The sequence below is a fragment of the Streptococcus sp. FSL L8-0526 genome (assembly GCF_038007145.1).
Taxonomy (GTDB): Bacteria; Bacillota; Bacilli; order Lactobacillales; family Streptococcaceae; genus Streptococcus; species Streptococcus thermophilus.
This window is the reverse complement of sequence record NZ_JBBOWP010000001.1, coordinates 848,274-870,780: the sequence shown is the minus strand read 5'-3', so window position 1 is coordinate 870,780 and position 22,507 is coordinate 848,274. Positions and strand designations below refer to the sequence as shown.

At 35.0% G+C, this 22,507-nt stretch carries 20 protein-coding genes; 2 read left to right on the top strand and 18 right to left on the bottom strand.

Features of this window, described 5'->3' with window-relative positions; translation table 11 throughout:
- Positions 1–61 precede the first annotated feature (61 nt).
- Entirely contained in the window at positions 62–721 is a 660-nt protein-coding gene (locus tag NSQ85_RS04650; RefSeq protein ID WP_084828989.1) for a redox-sensing transcriptional repressor Rex, read from the top strand.
- Positions 714–1,409: a gamma-glutamyl-gamma-aminobutyrate hydrolase family protein gene (locus tag NSQ85_RS04645; protein WP_340781262.1), complete on the top strand. Its 696-nt coding sequence runs from the start codon at positions 714–716 to the stop codon at positions 1,407–1,409. Before NSQ85_RS04650 ends, NSQ85_RS04645 begins: the two co-directional genes overlap by 8 nt.
- A gap of 52 nt (positions 1,410–1,461) precedes the next feature.
- Here NSQ85_RS04645 and radC read toward each other — a convergent pair whose 3' ends face one another.
- The 18 genes from radC to NSQ85_RS04555 all read right to left on the bottom strand — a co-directional run bounded on the left by radC (position 1,462) and on the right by NSQ85_RS04555 (position 22,507).
- The gene (gene radC, locus NSQ85_RS04640; RefSeq protein ID WP_340781261.1) at positions 1,462–2,148 is read right to left on the bottom strand and encodes a RadC family protein; all 687 of its coding nucleotides are present in this window, start codon (positions 2,146–2,148) and stop codon (positions 1,462–1,464) included.
- Between the two features lie 46 nt (positions 2,149–2,194).
- Positions 2,195–3,838, bottom strand: coding sequence for a rhamnan synthesis F family protein (locus tag NSQ85_RS04635; RefSeq protein ID WP_179972097.1), 1,644 nt, complete (start codon positions 3,836–3,838; stop codon positions 2,195–2,197).
- The gene (locus NSQ85_RS04630; RefSeq protein ID WP_179972098.1) at positions 3,839–5,041 is read right to left on the bottom strand and encodes an ABC transporter ATP-binding protein; all 1,203 of its coding nucleotides are present in this window, start codon (positions 5,039–5,041) and stop codon (positions 3,839–3,841) included.
- On the bottom strand, positions 5,041–5,847 hold the full coding sequence (locus tag NSQ85_RS04625; protein ID WP_049554133.1) for an ABC transporter permease: 807 nt from the start codon (positions 5,845–5,847) through the stop codon (positions 5,041–5,043). Before NSQ85_RS04625 ends, NSQ85_RS04630 begins: the two co-directional genes overlap by 1 nt.
- Positions 5,848–6,786, bottom strand: coding sequence for a glycosyltransferase family 2 protein (locus NSQ85_RS04620; protein WP_179972099.1), 939 nt, complete (start codon positions 6,784–6,786; stop codon positions 5,848–5,850). It abuts the gene before it with no gap.
- Complete coding sequence (gene cps2T, locus NSQ85_RS04615) at positions 6,783–7,931, bottom strand: beta 1-4 rhamnosyltransferase Cps2T (RefSeq protein ID WP_179972100.1); 1,149 nt, start codon at positions 7,929–7,931, stop codon at positions 6,783–6,785. Before cps2T ends, NSQ85_RS04620 begins: the two co-directional genes overlap by 4 nt.
- A 168-nt stretch (positions 7,932–8,099) precedes the next feature.
- Positions 8,100–9,347 (bottom strand): glycosyltransferase family 4 protein, encoded by a 1,248-nt coding sequence (locus NSQ85_RS04610; RefSeq protein WP_179973891.1) that lies wholly within the window; start codon positions 9,345–9,347, stop codon positions 8,100–8,102.
- A gap of 3 nt (positions 9,348–9,350) precedes the next feature.
- Positions 9,351–10,658 (bottom strand): DUF2142 domain-containing protein, encoded by a 1,308-nt coding sequence (locus NSQ85_RS04605; protein ID WP_179973892.1) that lies wholly within the window; start codon positions 10,656–10,658, stop codon positions 9,351–9,353.
- Positions 10,645–13,692, bottom strand: coding sequence for a rhamnan synthesis F family protein (locus NSQ85_RS04600; RefSeq protein WP_340781254.1), 3,048 nt, complete (start codon positions 13,690–13,692; stop codon positions 10,645–10,647). Before NSQ85_RS04600 ends, NSQ85_RS04605 begins: the two co-directional genes overlap by 14 nt.
- 274 nt (positions 13,693–13,966) lie before the next feature.
- Positions 13,967–14,638: a hypothetical protein gene (locus NSQ85_RS04595; protein WP_179973894.1), complete on the bottom strand. Its 672-nt coding sequence runs from the start codon at positions 14,636–14,638 to the stop codon at positions 13,967–13,969.
- A 461-nt stretch (positions 14,639–15,099) separates the two neighbouring features.
- Positions 15,100–15,876 carry a glycosyltransferase family 2 protein gene (locus NSQ85_RS04590; RefSeq protein WP_011681440.1) on the bottom strand — a complete coding sequence of 259 codons (777 nt, stop codon included), beginning with the start codon at positions 15,874–15,876 and terminating at the stop codon, positions 15,100–15,102.
- On the bottom strand, positions 15,866–16,222 hold the full coding sequence (locus NSQ85_RS04585) for a DUF2304 domain-containing protein (RefSeq protein ID WP_179973895.1): 357 nt from the start codon (positions 16,220–16,222) through the stop codon (positions 15,866–15,868). The genes NSQ85_RS04590 and NSQ85_RS04585 overlap by 11 nt, the downstream gene beginning before the upstream one ends.
- Positions 16,222–16,938, bottom strand: a complete 717-nt coding sequence (locus NSQ85_RS04580; RefSeq protein ID WP_011681442.1) for a glycosyltransferase family 2 protein — start codon at positions 16,936–16,938, stop codon at positions 16,222–16,224. The genes NSQ85_RS04585 and NSQ85_RS04580 overlap by 1 nt, the downstream gene beginning before the upstream one ends.
- Positions 16,939–17,907 carry a glycosyltransferase family 2 protein gene (locus NSQ85_RS04575; RefSeq protein ID WP_011681443.1) on the bottom strand — a complete coding sequence of 323 codons (969 nt, stop codon included), beginning with the start codon at positions 17,905–17,907 and terminating at the stop codon, positions 16,939–16,941.
- Between the two features lie 17 nt (positions 17,908–17,924).
- The gene (locus NSQ85_RS04570; protein WP_024010021.1) at positions 17,925–18,902 is read right to left on the bottom strand and encodes a glycosyltransferase family 2 protein; all 978 of its coding nucleotides are present in this window, start codon (positions 18,900–18,902) and stop codon (positions 17,925–17,927) included.
- A gap of 1 nt (position 18,903) precedes the next feature.
- Positions 18,904–20,157 (bottom strand): oligosaccharide flippase family protein, encoded by a 1,254-nt coding sequence (locus NSQ85_RS04565; protein WP_024010022.1) that lies wholly within the window; start codon positions 20,155–20,157, stop codon positions 18,904–18,906.
- A gap of 118 nt (positions 20,158–20,275) precedes the next feature.
- On the bottom strand, positions 20,276–21,127 hold the full coding sequence (rfbD, locus tag NSQ85_RS04560) for a dTDP-4-dehydrorhamnose reductase (RefSeq protein WP_014621820.1): 852 nt from the start codon (positions 21,125–21,127) through the stop codon (positions 20,276–20,278).
- 72 nt (positions 21,128–21,199) lie between these two features.
- A complete protein-coding gene (locus NSQ85_RS04555) occupies positions 21,200–22,507 on the bottom strand; it encodes a DUF2142 domain-containing protein (protein ID WP_340781245.1) in 1,308 nt (435 codons plus the stop codon).

The following is a 22,507-nucleotide window of genomic DNA, read 5'->3' as shown; positions in this document are numbered from 1 at the left end:
ACAAACTTTTCCTAAAATAATATAAGTGAATCATATTAATTCAAGAAGGGAAATGCGATCAATGACATTTGAGAAAAACATTCCAAACGCTACTGCTAAACGTCTCTCTCTCTATTATCGAATTTTCAAACGATTTCATCGTGAAAATATCGACAAAGCAAGTTCCAAACAAATTGCTGAAGCAATTGGAATTGATCCTGCTACAGTGCGTCGTGACTTCTCCTATTTTGGTGAGTTAGGTCGTCGTGGTTTTGGTTATAACGTTAGTAAGCTGATGACATTTTTCGCAGAACTCCTTAATGATAATGCAACAACTAAGGTGGTCCTTGTAGGAGTAGGAAATATCGGACGTGCTCTTCTTCACTACCGTTTTCAAGAACGTAACCGCATGCAGCTGGTTATGGCTTTTGATACAGACGATAACGAACTGGTAGGAAGCCAGACTGAAGACAATATTCCTATCTATGGTATCTCTCAAATCAAGGACAAGATTGCCCAGGAAGATATCAAAACGGCCATCCTGACAGTGCCATCAGTCAAGGCACAGGAGGTGGCTGAGCTTTTGGTTGATGCTGGAATCGAAGGCATCCTCTGCTTCTCCCCAGTCAACCTCAACCTTCCACGCCATGTGGTTCTCCAATACGTAGACCTGACTAGTGAACTACAAACCCTACTCTATTTCATGAAAGAAGAAGAAAAAGCAAGGAGAAACAATGACTAAACCAATCATAGGTATCACAACTAATATGAGACCTAATCCAGACCATGAAGATATGAACTGGTCTTATGCCCCATCTGGTTTTGTGGAAGGAGTTCAAAAAGCTGGTGGTCTAGCAATCCTTCTACCAGTATCTGATCCTTCGGAGGCTAAAACCTATATCTCCATGATTGACAAGCTTATCCTCATCGGCGGTCAAAACGTTGACCCTAAATTCTACAACGAAGAAAATCATGCCTGTGAGGATGACTTTTTCCTCGAACGTGATCTCTTCGAGATGGCTCTAATTGAAGAAGCTACCAAACAAAAGAAACCGATTTTTTCAATCTGTCGTGGAACACAACTCATGAATGTTGCCCTTGGTGGTAGTCTCCATCAGGATATTGAAGGGCACTGGCAGGATAAGCCTTCCGAATACCTTTACCACGAAATTATTATCAACAAAAACAGTAAGTTAGCGGAGATTTACGGCCTAGAAACCTCTATCAACTCTTTCCACCATCAGAGTATTAAACACTTGGCCCCTGACCTCCGTGTTATTGCACGTGACCCTGAGGATAATACTGTCGAAGCTGTTGAATCAAACACACCAGATCTTCGCTACCTTGGTGTTCAGTGGCATCCAGAACATCTCCTAAACAAACGTAAAGAAGACCTCAAACTCTTTGAATACGTTGTAAACGAACTTTAAAAGCAACTGATACTGCACTCAGTTGCTTTTCTTGTGTCTTTATAGACTCTACTTAAAGTTCAAAATCCTCCCTCTCCTCACGAAAGGAATAATAAGTTGATTTTCCAACAATCAGATGGTCAAGAAGACAAATTCCCAAGTCGTCACAGGACCTCTTAATCTTTTGAGTAAAATCAATATCATTGCGACTAGGATAGGCTTCCCCCGAAGGATGATTGTGGACCACAATCAAGGAAGTTGCCATCAGATGACAAGCATAATGTAAAATCTCACGCGGCTCGGCAATCGAACGGCGAACCCCACCGATAAAGACCGTCTTTTGCTGAATAATACGATTCTGCGTATCAAGGTAGATGGCCACCAAATGCTCCTGAGGCTTGTCACCAATATCTAACATCATGCGACGCGCCACCTGCTGACTAGACATAATCTGCTCAGAACGAGCTAACTCAGCCTTCTCAATACGCTTAGCCAACTCCACCATAGCCTTCAGCTCAATGGATCTCACACGCCCAATACCAGAAATCTCCTGAAGCTCATTCAGAGACAAGCGAGACAAATCCGCCAAACTCGTCATTCCTTTTAAAATACGGTTGGCCATAGATAGGACCGACTCAGACCTCGTCCCCGTTCGCAGCACTATCGCCAACAGTTCCTGGTCAGACAAGACCTCTGCACCCTTTTGTAAGAGACGCTCACGAGGCAAAAGCTCCGACTTCTCATCTACAATACTATACATAAGAAAAAAACCTCCTACTTACTTATTCGTAAGTGGGAGGGGGAAGTTATACAGCTGAGGATTTTTTAAAGCCCAATTTTTTTAACAAAGATTTCCGGTATGCTGAAAACTTTTCCGCTAGAGAAATAGGTTCTTCTACCTGCGACATTTCAATAAGATGGAGCTTATAACGTTCTGCAAAAGATATTTTTTCGGAAGAAATAATGCGATAATCAATTCCTACATCCCAAGCTTTTCGATAGAAAAGATAAGGGAGAGTATTCTCGTCAGAGTTATAGAAAATGTGCTTATCCTTTAGAATAATTTTTTCCAAAAAATCTTTTGACAACCACATAGATCCTTGAAAAACATGAAGTGAATTTTTGATTGTTTTTTGACATTCGTTATCTAGTTTAGCTGCCTGATTTTGATTTAAAGTACCAATTGCATCCGTCCAATAGAGCTCCTTAGACAAATCAGCAAACACAAGGCCAACCTCTGGAAAATGTGCAAAGATTGATAACACCGTCTCTTCATCTAATAACATATCTATTAGAGCAAGTCTTGTAGCTTCATCAACAAGATTACCCTCATTTCCAAAGTCTGCTGTGTGAAAATGCCCAATAAAGTCGTACTCGCTAAGCTGAGATGCCAAGGAAACCAAGGCATGATAATGATTATCAAACTGTTGTGAGACTATCTGAAATCTATCTTTATCAAAACTATTTAATAAATTATCTTCAACCTCATTTTTATCTAAATGGTCAGATAGGGTGAAATAATAGAAAGCAGAAAACTTACTATCAAAGAATACTTTCAGCCTCTCAAGATCACTAATGTGCACATGGATAGCCATATGATACTCATGCTTGCTAAATCTTTTAAAAGACGGTTCGATGATTTTCTCATCTAAAATCACTAAACTGTCAGGGGAATGATAGCTGTTAAGATGAGACTTGATTAGTGCTACCGGATATGTTGATAGGTTAGCAAGATAATCTAAAAGTAGTCTTCCTTTTTTTTCATTATCAGTAAAAGCTTTGAGTTTAATAAATGGTACCTTATGATCAAGAGTACTTATTGGTCTGTAATAAGAAAAATCAGGGTGAATTAGATCTCCTACCTCTTCAGCAACGGTATTAAAGACAGCATCATAACGGTAACCAGCCTCAAGAAGGACACTAGTAACCTTAGTTTCATAATTATCAATAACATCTTGAACATAGGTAAAAGTTTTTATAGAGGTCCAAAATTTCTGAAAGGCTTCTGAAGCAACAACATGCTTCTTGAAAGACATAAAATAACTTTGTAGATGTTCATCGAAATATTTGGTCTTTCTAAAATTCGTCATTCCCCAAAAGTCAACATTCGGACGCTCTTCAAATCCTTCAACGATGTCAGATATATCCCAAAGAGGACCAAAGCAAGTATCATTCATGAGAGTAACGGAATCAAAATCTGTTAAATCTTCAAATCCAACATGAGCCATACCATCTCTCCAGGCTGCAAAATCAAAGCCTAGATTCTCTCTCTGGATAACCTCATCCACACCAGTCTCTTTGAGGGTTGATGTTGCAGACTTCGTTAGTTGACTATTTGAAATCACAATAAGTTTAGAAAAAAGTGGTCGAAGTTGCTCCAATTGGTAGAGCACATGACCACTTAATTCGTCGTACTTATTATAATGAACATACAATAAGAGACGTTTCATTTATTCTTGAATCTCCCATTTTCCATTTCTCTGAACCATACCAGTTGCAGAATCTTTAGCAGACTTATCATCATCCTCAATATCATTTCGATTTAAGAGAATAATTGGTGAGTTATCTGAATCAGCAAAAGCTATCATCTGATCATCCTTATCTCTGACAGAAACCTGAAGCTTAAGCTTGATATTATTAAGATGGGTAAGACTACATTTGTAAGTGAGTGTTTTTCTTCCAGAACCACTCGTCTTATTGTCCATAGAATTATCATTGTAGATCCAGATACCACGGTCAATATCTGTCAATGAAAATGCAATATAGGTCTCAATTTCCTCATTGACATCATATGAAATCTCAAATGAAATATCTTGATCAGGACTGATAATATTATCATTCAAGAGTTTTACTTGAAGATTAGTAATCTTAGGATTCTCAACAACAACGTCGTCATTCGAAACTTTTTGACCAGCAGCATTATCAAAGCTATATTGGTTAGCAACTTCATCTGGGTCACCGACAACCTTGACTAAACCATGTTCAATCAAAACTGCTTTATTACAATACTTTTTAACTGCTGACATGTCATGGGTAACCAAGATAGTTGTCTTTCCAGATTGCTTACGTTCCATGAAATAATCATTACATTTACGTTGAAAGGCCTCGTCACCTACGGCTAAGACTTCATCCAAGATAAGAATATCACCTTGGGCCTTGATAGCTACTGAGAAGGCTAGACGAACCTGCATACCACTTGAGTAATTCTTCAACTTTTGATTCATGAAATCATGAAGTTCAGCAAAGTCTACAATGTCATCATACATGGCATCCACTTCTTCCGTTGAAAAGCCAAGCATAGCACCATTCATATAGACATTCTCACGACCAGTCAATTCGGGGTTAAACCCAACCCCAAGTTCAATGAAAGATACTAACTTACCATTAATAGTAACTTTACCTTTCTCCGGAACGTAAATTCCAGAAATAATTTTTAGAAGCGTTGACTTACCAGAACCATTACGTCCAACAATTCCATAGAAATCACCCTTTTCAACTTCAAAAGAAATATCTTTTAAGACATGTTGTTCAGTATACCCTTTAATTCCTTTAAAACGATTGACTAGAGTCGTTCTCAAACTCTGACTCGCCTCAGTTGGTAATTTAAAATACTTACTTACATGATCTACTTTTACAGCAATATTATTTGACATTATAGAATCTCCGCAAATCGTTTAGCATTTCGATTAAAGACAAGGAAACCAATGATAAAAATTACTACAGGAATCGCATAAGGAACAAAGGCAATCAATTTATTGTTGATAATATCCCATCCTCTTGGATTAACTGGGTCAATGATAAAATGACGCATATCCTGTAAAATCTGAGCAATAGGATTAAGCATCATAATCTTAGCAACAAACTCTTGATTTCTTTGAAGAAGATAAGTGATTGAGTAGATAATTGGACTTGCATACATACCTGCTTGAAGTACTACTTCCCAAACTGGACCAATATCACGATATTTAACAAAGAGTGCTGATAAAATAAAAGCAACTCCCATTGCCATCAATAGTACTTCAATGAAAAGAGGAATGATAACCAAGGTATTAAACCCAATAGGAACATGATTAATCAAAGCGAATACGAAGACAACAACAAGATTAATCAAAAAGTTAATCGCAGCTCCTAGTACAGATGAGATAACAATTGTTTGTTTTGGAAAGTTAAGTTTACGTAAGAGATCCCCTCGTGAAACAATGGAAAGCATCCCCATATTGGTAGCCTCTGTAAAGAAGCCCCAAAAAATCATAGCCAAAAGCAATCCTACTGCATAGTGTGGTGTCCCATCATCAAATCTCAAGAAACGAACAAAGACAAGGTACATAATTGTAAACATCATCAAAGGTTTCAAAATAGACCAAAGATAACCAATGAAAGAACCTTGATAACGTAATTTAAAATCCGTTTTAATCAGTTCCTTAAGTAAAATCCTATTTTTCTGACTAAAGAAATTCATTTAGTCCTCCTTATACATGAATTTTGTCAAAATCAAACTCGTAAATACAAAGGTATGAAAAGCCCTGTTTTTACGATAACCATATGTTTTCAGACGGTGATAACGCTCTCTTAATCCTTGATCCATAATAGTCACAAAGTTTTCAACCAATTCCCTACTTTCAGTATCCAGTGGCAAAGAAAGAAGGTTTTCTGCCTGACTCTGACTAGCCTTGATCAACTTCCAGTATTTATTAAATAAAGTCTGAGGTCGAATCCAATTCTGCATACGTTTTCGAAGAGTTCTAGCACCCAAAACATTATCTGCATGCTGACGGTAAAGCTCTGTTGGTTGATCAATATAGACCAGATGACCAAATGCTGAAGCAAGCAAACCTAAATACCAGTCATGCATCAGAAGCTCATTGGGTTCCTCGCCAGTCCATAATTCGGCTAGAGCATGATTAATTAACGACACACCGCCAGTAACAGTGTTTTCTGTCATTTCTTGAACCAACTCAGTATTAGCATGGTCAGATTGAGTACGAATCATACTCTCATGAACCACCTCTAAATCTTGGTTCACAACCTTTAAATCCGTGTATACCAAAAGTGGTTTATCAGATGAGTATCTACTCGCTTCCTCAAGCTGAAGAGATAACTTTTCAGGTAGCCAGGTGTCATCCTGGTCTGAGAAAAGATAATAATCTGATTTTTGATGCTTCAACAATGTGAAAAAGCTCTTTATAACACCTAAATTCTCAGTTTGATTTGGATTAATGAAGACAATGCGATTATCTTCTAAAGCAAAGCGTTTGATAATATCTCTCGTTTTATCTTTAGAACCATCATCACGAATTAACAAGGTCCAATCAGTATAAGTTTGCTGCTGAATACTTTCAATTTGCTCCGCTAGAAAATTTTCTCCATTATAAGTGGACATGAGAATAGTTACTTTCATGATAAAAACAGCTCCTCGTATTCACCCACGATTTTTTCCCAGGTGTAATTTTCTTTCATATTTGCTTTAGCAGCACTTCCCAAGTTCTCAAACGACACTTGACCATCTACAGAATCAATAAGCTTAGACAAATTCCCATACTCTTTGTTCCAATACAAGGCAGTACCTTGAGCAACCTGATGGTTAAAGTCTACGTTAAAAATAAGGTTGAGGTCCGTTTGAGCCAAAGCCTCTAGTAAACCTGGATTCGTTCCACCTACTTCATGTCCATGAATATAAGCAAAAGCTTGGTTTCGAATATACTTAAGCAAGTCCTGATCATAGACTGTCCCTACAAACTTCACACGTTTATCTTTATCAAATCCTGTTATCTGTCGTAGTTCATCAAAGTAAGCACTTCCTTCATGATTACAGATGATAACCAAATCACGCTCTGTAGACGACTTCATAAACTCTCGAATCGCAGTTTCGTAATTATTTTCAGGTACAAAACGCCCCAATATCAAATAATATTCTTTTTCTTGCGTCTGCCATTTTTGATACCAATCTCGAACAGAACTATCTTCAGCAGTCAAAGTCGTCTTAGATAAGTCGGTTCCATAGGCAATAAAAGTCGTCCTAGACCACGGATAAGTATTTCGAATATAGGTCTCAATGCCTCGATTATCAGAAATAATCAAATTAGCATACTTTGTCATCTCTTTTTCAGAGTATTTGAGATAGCTTTGAACAGGCTTAGACCATTTGGCACGTTTCCATTCTAAACCGTCAGGATTGACTAACAAAGTACCTCCAACGGACTGAATTTTCTTAGCAAAATGAACAATGAAGGCACCAATGGTATTTCCTAAAATATAAAAAATCGGTGCTTCAATCCCTTCTTTTTTAATAAGCTTCAAACTATAATTGATAGCCATCATATCATAAGCTATAACACGTGCAGGACCTAGTTTGGGAGGATTAACTGTAAAGCAATCCGCCCCCTTATAATCAAAATGCTTGCCTGTACGTTCATCCGATAAACAAGCCACATGATAACGTATTCTAGGCGATACCTTATGGGAGACCAATTTCTCAACAAATGTCTCAAAACCACCGTATTGAGCGGGCAAACCTCTACTGCCTATGATAAAAATATCTTTCAAAGTTTACCTCCATTCGTCACAGCTCGCAAATACACAAAATAATACATAGTATCTCTTATTATACCATTTTCAAAGCCATTTTGTATGATTAGACAGAAAGAGTAAAAACAAAAAGACCTGTCAAAAACGGCCTTCTTGTTCTTAATCATAGATAACTAGATTTTTCTATTAATTCATTTTTTTAAGCTGAAATAATTTTTTCACAGCAGATTTCACACTTTTCGTTAGTGCTTTTCGGTTGTTTAAAAAATCGATATCTTTCTGATTTACTTTTTTATGACGCAATTCATCGTCCTCAATCTTTTCAGTAATATTAGCATAGACACTCTCAAGAGAATATCTCTCTTTTAAACTTGGAACAGCTTTTGCTGCTTCAAGTTTCTCTTGGTCAAATCTACCAAGGACCTCTGAAATCATGCTAGTTAAGGTATCCAAGTCCCCCGAAGGGTAGATATGCCCTTGCTCATTCATATACTCGAAGGCTGATTTATGTCCCGCATTATCTGATAAAATCGTTGGAATACCATTTAAAACAGATTCAACATAAACGAGACCAAACGTCTCCATACTCGACGGGAAAACAGCTAAATCTTTATCAGTAATCTCTGACCAAGGATCATCTAAATATCCCATAAATGAAACATTTTTCAAATTATGCTCTGCAATATAATCATCACAGAGTTGTTTATAATCCTCATCCCATGCACCTAAAAATACAAGTTCAGTGCCTGCTAGATTAAGCATTTGAAAAGCTTTAATCAACTCAAGCTGATTCTTTCTCTGAGTCAAGCGGCCAACTGAAACGATACGATGGTGGTCGTTGGATCCAAGTGACACCCCTTCTTTGGTTTCAATTTGAGTATAGGGTGCAAAAGAATAAATCTTCCTATTTGGGAAATGCTTTTGTAAATCCTCGGTCAACGCTCCTGTTACAGCAAAAATCTCATCAGAAAACTTGTCTATAAAGTCAAGTTTTTCTTTATAGTAACCAAATTCTCCCTCAGGAAATTCATGAATCAACCAAAAATGTCTGACATTCTCAAAAGTTGCAGCAAGTGCACCTTGAAAAACATTTACTGTATTACTAATAATAAGGTCTACCGTGTTCTCCACAATAATATTTCGAATATCTTTGACATTCTTATTATATGACTTCACTCGCAAAAAATGATTTCCTGGCGAACCACCCGGTGCTTCTTGCCACCACCATTTAACAGCTGAAAGACCATAGGTTTTAATCCCTGCTTTCTGAAGTTCTGCTTGATAATCCTCTTGAGACGGCACCTTGTAATCAGGAAAAACATTTAATACACGATAACCTTTTTTCACCAGAAATTTCATAAGATTTACTATAGAAATTTCGGCACCATTATCCAGAGTCCCCGTCGGAGATATAAATAAAATTGTCTTAGTCATAAATTATGCAAATACCCCCCAGTAATGGAAAAGAATCAAATACATAGCAACTAGGAAGTTTGCAATCAAAGTAATAGCTACTATCTTCAATCTTTTCTGTCGAGCTAAATCAACTTTAGCTGTATTAGCAATTAACGGTAACAAGAGAATGATAAATGGCGTAAAATAACGTCCTTGAGCACCAACTGATATATTAGCTCCCTGTCCAAGAACAATTGGTGTCCACGCAATATACATTACTGTAACAGCAGCTAGAACCTCTAGTATGAAGAGAATACAAGAGGCATTAGCAAAATCTTTTGTAAAGAAATCCTTCTTACTTGATAGGAATAAAATAGTAAGAACTACGATATCAATAAAGATTAACCAAAGTGGCATTTGCAAAGTCAGGTTACCAAGATAGCCGAACATACCAAGCGACAAGATACCATTCAAATTGTCATTCAACTCAGGATTAAAGAGTGTATTACGCAAAACCTCGCCATAATGACGAAGACCGCCCTGATTCTTCATTAAGAACTGAAGAACCACTACAAGGCCTACCACAAAGAGAAGGTAGAAAACTGCTTTATATTTTGAAATAAAGGTCTTAACGGCTTGCACTGGACGATTTAGAAAGGCTAAGGCACCTTCAAACTCAAAAGGCACAAACGGAATCAAACCTAACAATAAAATATTATTTGGCTTGGTTGCTAGAAGCAAAATCGCAAGCCCTATCACCTGTATAAAATTACGATTGGTAAACCGTTTAGAATAGGCAAGATTAGTGATATAACCAAGAGCCAACATCACTTCCAAGTAGTTCATCACATCATAAGAAAGTGATGAAGCTTGCTGAACCATAATAGGTAAAAGTGAAATAAACATTAAGGCAGTCTTTCCATACTTGAAATAACGTATTAAAAAGTAAATTCCTAATATATAAGCCAGTGCATTAAAGATACGCCCCATATAGATGATCATACCAACTGTGGGACTAATCCAACTTCCAATCGTCATCCCTATCAACTGTGGAATAAAGGAGATTGTTTTTAAGCTCACACCAAATTGAAAGGGTTCCTTGCTCATGTCAATCTTTTGAGCAAAAATTTGTTTATATTCCGCTAACTTAACCTTATCATTACTTGGAATTTCATCCATCCACTTAAATGATGTATCGGTTGGTTTATGGAAGGTCTCCCAGGTCATACGCGCGTGGTTTGTTTCATCTGGCACACGATTAATTGGAAATACAAACATAAATGAGAAAATAAAAATCGTCGCTAAAATGAAAAATAAATTTTCAACTTTTATTTGTTTAATTCTGTTCAAAATAAGTCACCATATCATCTTTCTTGCTTAAGGTACAATTTTCAAGAACAGCACGATAAGCAGCTTCTGCTATTTTCTGTCTTAATTCTGGAGATAACACTAAGGTTTCTAGCTTGTCGAACCACTGTCCGTCAGTAGCTAACAATCCTGTTTCACCATCAACAACCGCATCTGAGAAAGCTCCTATCTTACTTGCTACTGTTGGTACTTTCACCAAAGCAGCTTCAATCCATTTAATCTCAGATTTCGCACGATTAAAGATAGAATCCACAAGCGGTGCTAGGTTAATGTCAACCTCGCTAATCAAGGCAGGCAGTTTATCCCATTCCACATAATCGTGAGTTACAATTTGATTTTTAAAGGGCTTCATATCTTCTGGAATATCAAGAATCCCAACAATATGTAACTGTACATTGCTGTATTTTTTAAGCGATTGCTTAATAGCTGGCTTAATCAATTCAAAATTCTCATTATGACTAATCGAACCAGAGAAATAACCAATCTTAACAATGTCAGATGTTTGAGAATAATCTTTAATATATTGACTACTAATAGTGATTAAGTCATCAGAAGCCAAGTTGCGATTAAGTAAAACCTTACTTTGATACTTATACAACTCCTCCTGCAATTGGTTAGTCGAAGTAATAGCACCATCACAATTTTCTAGCATATAGCCATAATTTCGAACACCTGCATCATAGTTTCCTTTTTCAACCGAATTCAACCCTTGTGTATAACTTAATTGGTCTGTATAAACCGTATCAAAGACTAAGTCATCAATATCAAAAAAAACAGGTTTTCCAAATTTCTTAGCCAAATGACAGAGATGCAAAAGTTCAGGTGAAATTGGTGAGCGGTAGATAACGATGTGACTAGCGTTTTGAGCCATCGATAGTTGGAAATCAGATAGGTTAACAACTTTGACTGAAAAACCATGCTTACGTAATTGCTCTGCCTTGTTCAAGACACGATAACGGGTACATTGCGGAATAATATTTTCAACCCCATCAATCAATAGAATATATTGATCACGTTGAACAGCCTTAAACTTATTCACGATATCTTCCAGAATTGACACTGGGTAATCTGTCTCTTCTGCAACAAACTCTAACAAGTCAGGGACTTCTGAATCACGATCCAGACCTTGCCACAAGAATTGGTCTTCATCATAATTTTTCAGAGCTGTGTATTTCACCAAAGGACTACCTGCTTTGAGCATCTTAAGTGGGTGGATATACATAGCAGAATCTTCGTATTCTTGCACAACTGCATCGAAACGATATCCCAAATCTGCAAAATGCTTGGTAAAACGTGTCTCATGTCGACCAATAGCCTTATCACGAGAGTCTGTATCCGTCAAATGCGTCCAGTACTCATAAAAGGCATCATCATTTAGCATGAGCTTTTCAATAACTAGAAAATAAGATTGAAGATGCTTTGGAATATAGCCATAAGGATTCTCTCTAGTAACATCCTCTTGCTCTTCTCCAAATGAAATTCCCCAGAAATCTAGTTGCTTACCAGCCATTTCCTGGAATACTTGAGACAAATCTCTCATCGGACCAATATTAGTATCATTCACCAAGAGGAGCTGGTCGTAATCTTTAAGCTTGTCTTTACCAAAGGCAAAAATCCCTTCTCTAAAGGCCGCAGTATCATATCCCTTGTTATCACGAGTCAAAACCTTACCGTAGGCCTCAAGGGTATTAATATCATCATCATGAAGCTGTCCATTGACAACGACAATAACATCATCTACCAATGGAGCCAAGGCTTGCAAGAAACGTAATTTGTATTCTTGAAGACGAGATTCAGACTCAAAAATAACATAAACCAACGCTTTTTTACCATTATGGGACAAGGCAGAGCGTTGACTATTTCTGAGACGTCGTAACTGGCGAACCTTAAGAGGTATCATTCTACGACGTAACTGTATCACTTTGACTTTTAAAGCTCTCAAATAATTTTTAATAGCCTTTGGATTCTTCGCAATTACTACAGCTGTCTTTATAGGAGTGATAAGGGCGTTCCCTAAACGATATGACAGCGAACTTCGGATAAGCTCCATTTCTTTATGGGCATCTTTCAGTTGCTTTTGTGTATACTTCCTTCGTTCAAGTTGATCACGTTCTTTTTTCAAGCTTCGTTCACGTTGATCACGTTCTTTTTTCAAGCTTCGTTCACGTTGATCACGTTCTTTTTTCAAGCTTCGTTCAAGTTGATCACGTTCTTTTTTCAAGCGATTAACATAGTCTGTCACATCATCGTGATGTTTAAGCAAGCTATCCAACCGCTCTTCCAAAACCATTAGGTTATCACAAACTGCCTTGTAAATTTCATGAGGAAGCTTATCAAGATACTTCTCAAGAATGTCAAGATAGATTTCATAATGGTAGCGAACGGAGTCACGTTCAGAAATTGATCCTGTTTCAAAGACACGATAATTAAGCTTAGTGCTTGGTTGATATACCTCTTTAGCACCGTTATTAATGATTAAGTTCAATAAAAAGTCATAATCTTCAAGCTTTTTACGATTTAACATCTCATCATAACGAGCATTTCCAATAATACTTCTACGAATTAAAGAACAGTTATCAATAAAACTAGCATTTAGAAAGGCAGTTAGGTCAAATTCACGGCTTTTAAGGTAGAACTCTTCTTTTTCTGGATTAAAAAGATCACAGTACGCAATATCAGCATTTGTTTCCGTCAACTTACTGTACAACTGTTCCACATAATCCGTATCAAGGTAGTTATCACTATCTACAAATAGCAAATAGTCACCTCTAATAAGCTCGAGTCCTAAATTTCGATTCTTTACTACCCCAAGGTTTTCATGAGTTTCAAATCTTGTCTCAAAAGGTGAATCCTTCAAAACCTCTTGGATAATTTGAGTTGAACTATCCGTCGAACCATCATCCAAAACGATTAATTCGATATTAGTATAGGTCTGATTAAAAACACTTCGCAGACACTGCTCAATATACTTTTCATGATTGTAACAAGTCACAACAACTGAGATTAAATTATTCATTTTTCCATCCATTTTGTTTAACAAAATATCAATTAGTACCTAATAATTACTAAAGCTTCAAAGATTACTAGTTTAGTTAATCTTTGAAAGTGCATACTACCTTAATTATACTATAGTTTGGACAAAAAATCCCCCCACTACAGACAAAGAAAAAAGCAGAATACAACTCTGCTTTATATTGATATTCTGTGTTATTCATTTATACAGTAGTTTTTTCTGTTTTGGTTTGACCTAGTCAAGCATTTTTATACACTAGTGTTACAAAAATGCTTGACTAGGTCACAGTATTCATAAATATAGCTAGAATCATGAATGAAACATAAATATATTTCTTTAAATTTAAAAGAACAACGACTAACAGATAGGATAAAAATATTGTTGTAAAGCCATTTAATCGCCACGGAAATTGTAATACTTTAAGCAAATCTAAAGGGAATTTCTCCCAATTCACTAAACAAGTAGTGGCTAATAGTAAGCATAAGCTAATTACAAAAAGAATACGCCACATTTTTTCTATATATCGTAATCTGAGACATATAACTACTACAGAAATAAAAAGAACAAACCCAACTTGCTTATCTAGTTGATTGACTAAGTTAACCATAATCAACTGTTTAAAATTAAATAGTTGATTATTTAATGGAAAAGTAACTGATGATGATAACTTTGTAAATAGTATTTGTTCAATCAGTGGAACTATTTGAAATAATGACATCAAAGTACAAGATAATACTGCATTAATAAGAGCCATTATTCGCTTTTTTCTTTCATCAGCACAAATCAAAAATATCAAAAAGTAAATCGTAAGTAATAAGGTAGCTATAAAAACAGATAATAAATGAGAGTAGACTAGCAATGTCATACCAATAGATAACATTGGCCATTTTCTATAATCACCTTTAAAAACTTGGTATGCACCAGCAAATATCAAGGGTAAAAACGCCATGGCTAAAATTTCACCCGTGGCAAACCTAATTAGAATATTATAACTACGATATGTACTAAATGTATATATAATTGCAAATAAGTAACCAACAATTTTTGAGTTTGAAACACTAGTTGCTGAGTAAAAAAATAGATAGTGTTATAAATGTTATGATAAACAGATAAAAGTACCACGCAAACCATATACTATGAACAAAACTAAAAATTATATAAAAAGGATAGTAGATTAATAAAAGAAATTAATTCCCTGACCACTATTGTAGAATGTTTTAAAATTAATTGGGCTATCAAAAATATTTGATAAACCTAACATTCTATCCAAGTGAAAATGTAAATCATCACCATATAAACTTCCTTTTGAAAACAAAAAAGGAAAAATAAAAATGAGTGAAAATACTATCATGATCAAATAAGGTTTGACTCTATTAAAGATATTATTTTTCATCTATTTTTATTTCTCCATCAATTATTCGTCTTCTGACTTTTCACATACTGTTTCATTAAGAGATTTGCTATCCATTTTGGCCAAAAGAGTTGATACATATACAAATCTTCTTGACTACGAGTATTATCAGCAATTGTCTTAGAAGTCTCAGATTCCTCATGAATTCGGTGACACATTAACTTATCTGATATATAGACAAAACGTCCCTGGTATTCACTAATCTTATACCAAGCATACCAGTCAAGGCTAACCTTCATTTCCTCATCAAAATAGAAATTCTTCAATTTTTCAAGATTGTAGGTGACAGCTGGACAACAAATTGGATTCCCAAAAGCCATTACACGATTACGCCAAAAATGACTGCTAGGAAAAAGATTCATTGTTTTTAGCATTAAGGTTTTAATCTTGAGGTTTGTATTTGCAGGGATCTTAAGACCATTTTTTTCTTCAAAATAATCAGAATATCCAATTAGGACATCACTAGTTTTTTCCATCTTGGACAATACTTTTTCTGCATAACTTGGCTCATAATAGTCATCCTGATGGGCGATGGTAGCATATTTCGTTTCTACAAAAGAGATGGCGTTATTCCAATCCTTGCCAATTCCTCCACCTTGTTTCGTATAAAATGGGATAGCATAACGCTGACAAAGGTCCTTAATCGAATCAAGTGGTGTTGAACTATAACAGATAATTTGTGATTGGAGAGTTTGATTTTTCAAAGATTGAATACAAGCCTCTAGATAATCACTTTTTCCATAAGCGCAAATCACCCAAGTATGATTATCTTTCATTCTTTTCCTCTTTCTCTTCTACATGACTTTTGAGAATAGATAATTCCTGAACCAAATGCTTTATCTGTTCTTTTTGTTTTGATAAAGTCATGGTTTGTAAAAAAGCGATCACTAACAAGAAAAAAATAGCTAGCGAAAGTAAAAAATTCGATGTCAATTCAAATCCAAGTAACCTAGCAAAATAACCAGGAATAACATCAAAAATAGAAATAACAATCAATACCAGACTGATGACAATCCACATGAAAGCCTGTTCAAATAAGATATTATTCTTATTAATATTTCTAATGACTAGATAAAGGAAAAAGATGGAAGTTACCAACATCACAATAGATAAAACTGACATTATTCACTCTCCTTCATAAAGGCTGCAATAACAATCGACGAACATACTTCAAGCATATATCGAATCGATTTAATGGGCGTAATGGAAGAAACACCACCAGTACGTTCAAACATATTTGCTGGTCGTTCAACAACTCGATATTTACGTTTCAAAATATGAACAATAGTCTCTGGTTCTGGATACTTGATTGGATAACGCTTAGCGAACTGTTTAATAACAGCTTTATCAGCCAAACGGTAACCCGAAGTTGTATCTAAAACTCTTTGTCCAGTTGTCCATTTGATAAGATTGGAAATAACACTAATTCCGAAGCGCCTCATAAAAGTTGTTTGAAATTCAGACTTAACATCACCAACAAAACGAGAACCAATAACTAGGTCTGCTTCATTTTTTCGAATTGGCTCTAGTAAATCTGACAAGGATTCAATATCATGCTGGCCATCGCCATCAAATTGAACTGCTACATCATAGTCATGCTCTAGTGCATATTTGTAGCCTGTTTGAACCGCACCACCAATCCCAAGATTCATCACAAGGTTAACAGCATTAAAATGATTATCTTCCAGAATCTGTTTTGTCTTATCTGTTGATCCGTCATTGATAACCACATAGTCCAAATCAAAATCAACTTTCTTGCGGTAACTCAAGATACTCGTTACCGTGTCAAAAATACTTTCCTCCTCATTGTAAGCAGGAATTATCATTAAAACTCTCATCTACTTCTCCTTTCCTTTACAGTAAAATCTCGAAAACAGTGAAACTAATCTTAAGCGTTCCAACGTTCTAAAAGCCATTACAGAAATAACTGTTTGATTTCTTTCTCCAGTTATCTCGGATGATAATGGTGTTAAATTTGAATCAAGATTTTCTTTAGAAATCCATTGCTTAATTCTTCTATATTGATCCATAAACGATGAACTTGAAGCTGCTCTTCCAGAAAAGAGTAAGTACCATATGTAATATCGTTTAATAAAATAGCGAATATATTTTGAATCACCAGCAACTTGAAGCAAGTGACTCAAGAAATACACAATATCTATATTCGGATTAAACCCTCTTTGAGATGTGTTTGATATACTCTTCTCGTTAAAAAACCAATTATAGCCATTATAATCAATTATTTTAATTTTTTCTGTTAGATTGTAAGCAGTCAAAGTAAAGATAACATCTTCACCTATTGGATAGTCAAAGAACTGGATATTATTATCTGTTAAAAACGAAGTTCGATAAATACGTGCCCAAGGTGCAACAACTATATACTTAGACCATTCAGATTGTGTTAAATCTTGCTTAAAAAGTGTCTTCATTTCCTGATTAACACGCTTATAACCACCAAGAACAATATCTAGTTGTTCTTGATCTATTTCATTATAAAAACGCTCTAAATAATCTGAATCAACAAAATCGTCATTATCGATAAATACAATGTACTTTCCATTAGCAAGTTGTATACCCTTATTTCTGGTTTTAGCAACTCCCTCATTTTCTTTATCAATTACTCGGATAAAATCATTATCAGCTGCATACTTTTTAATAACTTCTAAACTATTATCTGTAGAGCCATCATTTAACAGAATAATCTCAAAATCTGTAAATGATTGATTTAGAAGAGAATCCATACATTGTTTAATTCCCTCTTGTGCATTATATACAGGAATTATGACTGAAACGGTTGGATTAGACATATTATACTTTCTATCTATTATTTTTTATAAAATTTCATCAAATATGGGAATATTTTAATTGATAATCTCAGTCCAAATAATCTTGTTATCATTCCAGTGTATCTGAATGGTCTATTCTCTATCTCATCTAAAAACTTAAGAAGGAATTTGTACTCTCTAAGTAAACGTTGGATTTCAGGATGAGATGAATATTGATTAACGTAAGGAAGGATTGAGATATATGAAATCGCAAAGTAAATACTCAATGCATATTTAACATCAGGGTCAAGTCTATTAACATCAGTTAACCCAATTTCGATACTCTTTAAAATATCAATTACATTTTTTTCTTTTACAATATTTGTAATACTTCCCAATCGATTCTGTCTGTATTGATAACAATCTATATTTAAAATCGAATAAGTAGAAATCATTTTTAATAGCTTCGCACAATATAAACAATCCTCAGATAAAAAACCAATAGGGAAGTCTAGTCCTTGTTCAAACAGGTTCTTTTTCACACATTTATTCCAAGCTGGAGCGGTTAAAATCTCGTTTTTGACTAATCCTTTAATATTCTCTTTGGTACCTCCATAGTCGGGAACAAAATCAAAACTAACCCTGACGCTATCATCTAATCCATAGTATTTATTATAAGAAAATATAATTACATCACTTCGAAATTTATCAATGTTCTTCGATAATTTATCAAGAAAGTCTGGATTACTCCAAAAGTCATCACCATCAACAAATAGTAAATAATCTCCCTTAGAATATTTAATTCCTGTATTTCTCGCTGAAGATAATCCGCCATTTTCTTGATGAATGGTTCTAACTACCTCAAATTCAGATGTTAATTGATCACAAATCATTCCTGTTCGGCCATCTGTAGAACCATCATCAACTATAAGAACTTCATATTCAGAATCAGGGAAGTTTTGACTTACAAGACTTTCTATACATTCTTCTAAATACTCTGCCACATTATATGCAGCAACTATAATTGAAAATTTCATTTTATTTTTTCCTTCTAAAGATTGTATATGGATTTGTTACAAAATAAATTACTAGAGAAGCAAGTAGCCATGCTATCATCGCACAAAGAAATGATAATGAGGCTCCAAAAATTTCAAATTTCGACACTAGAGGCTTGGCAGTTAAGATTGACACAATATAGCCTACGATAAAGGAAATAACTAAAAAATGTTGTTTCCTAAATATTGTCAAAATGTTATCACATACAGTTGAAAAAGTACTTGCAATTCCTCCAAGCAACAAAACAACAAAACTAGTCTGATACTGTTTAAGGTTAGTCCCATATACAATATCCAAAGCTGGAATGGCTATAAAAGCACCAATCAGAAATATTAATGTACAAGTTCCAAATAAAATCTTGAAGAGATTATTCTTGTAAGTGACAAAATGAGAAATCTTCTTTTCTTCTAAAAAGACTGCAAGTTGCGTAATCATCGGTCTAAGAAATACAATCATAAGATTCATTGCAAAAATTGGTGTAAATAAAATACTAAAATCTCGCTGAACACCATTTTCAATCAAACCTTGATTAAAAATATCATTCAAAGCATATTTAGGCTGATTATAAATTGAGACCAACAAAAAAGCATTAATAAATAAAGGTAAGCAATCTTTCAATACATTGATAATATTACTCGGCTTAACAATCATAAGATTTAAGCGATGGAAGAACTTTGAATGAGGGTAATCGAATAGAGCAATAAAAACAAATGAACTAATAGTTTGTGAAATCACGGACCACAATAGATTTTTTGAGATGACTAGAGTTAAAGCAAATACAATTGTTGAAATAGTATTTCTCAAAAACAGTGATTTCCCGGCAATATCCAAACGTTCCTTCTGCTGAAATAATCCTTGAAAAACATCCGATAAAGCTTCACTAACACGGAAAAAAGATACCCAAAAAATTATCCCTAGATTTGAGTGAGTATTTGTATTAAAAATTAAATACGTCACTAAAAGAAGAACCATTGCAACGTTTGAAATAATCCTTGTTACGAAATAAGTATCAAAAGAATACTTCTCTCTTATATCTGTCGCTTGGAAATCTCTAACTTGAAAACTTGCTACAATAACAAAGAGATTCGCAATCGCATAGGCAAAACTATAGGTATCCGCTGAAACACTATTTAAAGCACGTGTAACAATAAAAAGAAGTATAACTGAAACAGCAGCTGAAGACATACTTCCTAAAATATTCCAGAAAAATACCTTTTGGGCAGTTACTTTTTTCAATTATTTCACTCTCTTTCGATAACTATATTCCATTAATTATATCATATTCTCAATGAAAAAAGAGAGAACAGCATGACACACGTTCTCTCTTTTAACTTAAAAAGCTCATTAAGTATTCTTATTTCACTTCTTGTTTATAAAACTCTTTCAAAGCATCTTGCCATGTTGGGATGACAAATCCTGTTGCCTTAGCCTTAGCCAAACTCATTGTTGAGTTAAGAGGACGTTTAGCTTTAGCTGGGAATTGGCTTGAATCAACAGGTTTCACTTCAACATCAGTATCTTTGAGGATTTCGACCGCAAAGTCATACCAAGTTGTATCTTCTGCTGCATCGTTTGACAAGTGATAGTAACCATATTCCTTACGGTTTTCAGCCAAATAAGTCATAAACTCTGCCAAAGTACGTGTCCAAGTTGGACGACCATGTTGGTCATTAACAACTGTGAGTGTCTTGTGAGTTTTAGCAAGGTTTTGCATGGTGAAGACAAAATTTTTACCATAGTTACCGAACACCCAGGAAGTACGGATAATGTAGTAGTTAGTCACATGTTTTTCAACTAGCTCTTCACCCATACGTTTTGTACGACCGTACTCTGTCTGTGGATCTGGTTTATCATCAACTTCCCACTCTTGACCGACTGGTTTTTCACCATTAAAAACGTAGTCCGTTGAAATATAAACAAGCGTTGCACCATGTTTTTCTGCAGCCTTAGCGACATTTTCAGTACCAGTCACGTTAATAGCATAGTCAAGTTCTTTGCCCTCATCTTCAGCAGCATCAACAGCTGTGTAGGCAGCACAGTGATAGACCAGGGTTGGTTTTACTTCCGCAAACACTTCATCTACTTTGTCAGCATCAGTGATGTCCATTTCTGCCACATCTACTGCTACATACTCTTCGTTACGCTCGTCAAGAAGGTGACGAAGTTCAGTTCCGAGTTGACCATTTGCACCTGTTACTAGAATCATATTTTTCTCCTCGTAATTCAATACTATTAGTTTTATTTTAACAAAAAAAGCAGAAAAAATCTGCTTTCATCCTTAGTTTTTCCACGCAGGTGTAGTCCTCAAGATAAATCCTCTATAGACGATAGTAATTAAATATAATATTAAAACACTAGCTGTTGAAAAAATAGCAATATAATACCTAGCTTTTGGGGATATTCTAAAATTCATTTTAAATCCTAACCAGGACATCAATGGTATAAGAAAAATAATGTATGCATGTAAATATCTACCTGTCAGATCATCAAAAGGCAAATGTTCAGGATGTGAGCTATAAAAGCCTAAAAATATACCAAACCAATTTAATAGATAAACTATTAGACCGGCTAGAGCGGTAGGTAATTTGTACTCACTCTTTTGAGTTGACATCATTACCAATACTAAACAAACAATCCAACATATATTCACTATCTCTGGGAGATTATCCTGAACTACAGAAAATAAAGTTGTACCTCTTCCCCCCATAGTCGCAACATTAAAGTAATTATTGAAAAATACCTTTATCAAATCGATAATATTATAGACTCTGTGGACAAATAAACCAACAGTAAAGAATAATAGACTAGTTACAATTGTTAATAATACTCTCGTTATTCTCGAACAACGTTTAAGTGCTGATAATATAGGTTTATATACTATTGGAATCCCCAATAATACTGGTAAAGCAAAAATATAGTTAAGTTTTGTCAACAAAATCAATGCTATAGTCATTAATGTATAAACAACATCTTCTCTCCTTACATCTGATACTTTTTTTAACTGACTCAAATATAAGAAATTTGTCCCAAAGGATGCTACAGCAAGAAACGCAAAGATATCATATGATGGACTAGCTATTTTCTGCATAAAAGGGACAGTAAATATCATCAAGAAAATCAGATGATCAAACTTGGCCCTTCTAAAAATTAGATACATTCCTCCCACAAAGAAGATTAAATTAAATAATCTAGCAGATAATAGCATTACACCGTAGCTTGGGTAAAACAATCTTCCTAGGAGTAGACCAATTGCAGGTACAAGATGCCCAACATCTATTTTTGATGTTAGATTTTGGTCAGTTAAAACATTAAATTTAATTCCATCATTGGCAACACTATCAATCTTTTCACTATAAAATTTTCTTATAGAAATTTGTTTAGGTTGACTAATGGCAGTAAGCTCAATCTCTCTTAATCTTTTTTCCGAGGTCTCCTTAGGGAATGTCTTAGAAAATACTGAGTAACTTTTTGCCATATGGAAACCTTCATCTCCATTTGAAAGAGGATAAGAGGCAAATAATGATATTAAACCAAACAAAAGAACAATTAACACAAAGGCGTTAATTGTTTTCTTTTTTTCACTCAT

What these genes read in the sequence shown, in the direction of transcription:
- NSQ85_RS04620 (WP_179972099.1), bottom strand. Translation starts at nt 6,786, where the DNA reads ATGAAAGTAACTATTCTCATGTCCACTTATAATGGAGAAAATTTTCTA.
- NSQ85_RS04580 (WP_011681442.1), bottom strand. Translation starts at nt 16,938, where the DNA reads ATGAGAGTTTTAATGATAATTCCTGCTTACAATGAGGAGGAAAGTATT.
- NSQ85_RS04635 (WP_179972097.1), bottom strand. Translation starts at nt 3,838, where the DNA reads ATGAAACGTCTCTTATTGTATGTTCATTATAATAAGTACGACGAATTA.
- radC (WP_340781261.1), bottom strand. Translation starts at nt 2,148, where the DNA reads ATGTATAGTATTGTAGATGAGAAGTCGGAGCTTTTGCCTCGTGAGCGT.
- NSQ85_RS04575 (WP_011681443.1), bottom strand. Translation starts at nt 17,907, where the DNA reads ATGTCTAATCCAACCGTTTCAGTCATAATTCCTGTATATAATGCACAA.
- NSQ85_RS04625 (WP_049554133.1), bottom strand. Translation starts at nt 5,847, where the DNA reads ATGAATTTCTTTAGTCAGAAAAATAGGATTTTACTTAAGGAACTGATT.
- NSQ85_RS04650 (WP_084828989.1), top strand. Translation starts at nt 62, where the DNA reads ATGACATTTGAGAAAAACATTCCAAACGCTACTGCTAAACGTCTCTCT.
- NSQ85_RS04585 (WP_179973895.1), bottom strand. Translation starts at nt 16,222, where the DNA reads ATGTCAGTTTTATCTATTGTGATGTTGGTAACTTCCATCTTTTTCCTT.
- NSQ85_RS04630 (WP_179972098.1), bottom strand. Translation starts at nt 5,041, where the DNA reads ATGTCAAATAATATTGCTGTAAAAGTAGATCATGTAAGTAAGTATTTT.
- NSQ85_RS04595 (WP_179973894.1), bottom strand. Translation starts at nt 14,638, where the DNA reads ATGGCGTTTTTACCCTTGATATTTGCTGGTGCATACCAAGTTTTTAAA.
- NSQ85_RS04570 (WP_024010021.1), bottom strand. Translation starts at nt 18,902, where the DNA reads ATGAAATTTTCAATTATAGTTGCTGCATATAATGTGGCAGAGTATTTA.
- NSQ85_RS04645 (WP_340781262.1), top strand. Translation starts at nt 714, where the DNA reads ATGACTAAACCAATCATAGGTATCACAACTAATATGAGACCTAATCCA.
- NSQ85_RS04610 (WP_179973891.1), bottom strand. Translation starts at nt 9,347, where the DNA reads ATGACTAAGACAATTTTATTTATATCTCCGACGGGGACTCTGGATAAT.
- rfbD (WP_014621820.1), bottom strand. Translation starts at nt 21,127, where the DNA reads ATGATTCTAGTAACAGGTGCAAATGGTCAACTCGGAACTGAACTTCGT.
- NSQ85_RS04555 (WP_340781245.1), bottom strand. Translation starts at nt 22,507, where the DNA reads ATGAGTGAAAAAAAGAAAACAATTAACGCCTTTGTGTTAATTGTTCTT.
- NSQ85_RS04590 (WP_011681440.1), bottom strand. Translation starts at nt 15,876, where the DNA reads ATGAAAGATAATCATACTTGGGTGATTTGCGCTTATGGAAAAAGTGAT.
- NSQ85_RS04600 (WP_340781254.1), bottom strand. Translation starts at nt 13,692, where the DNA reads ATGAATAATTTAATCTCAGTTGTTGTGACTTGTTACAATCATGAAAAG.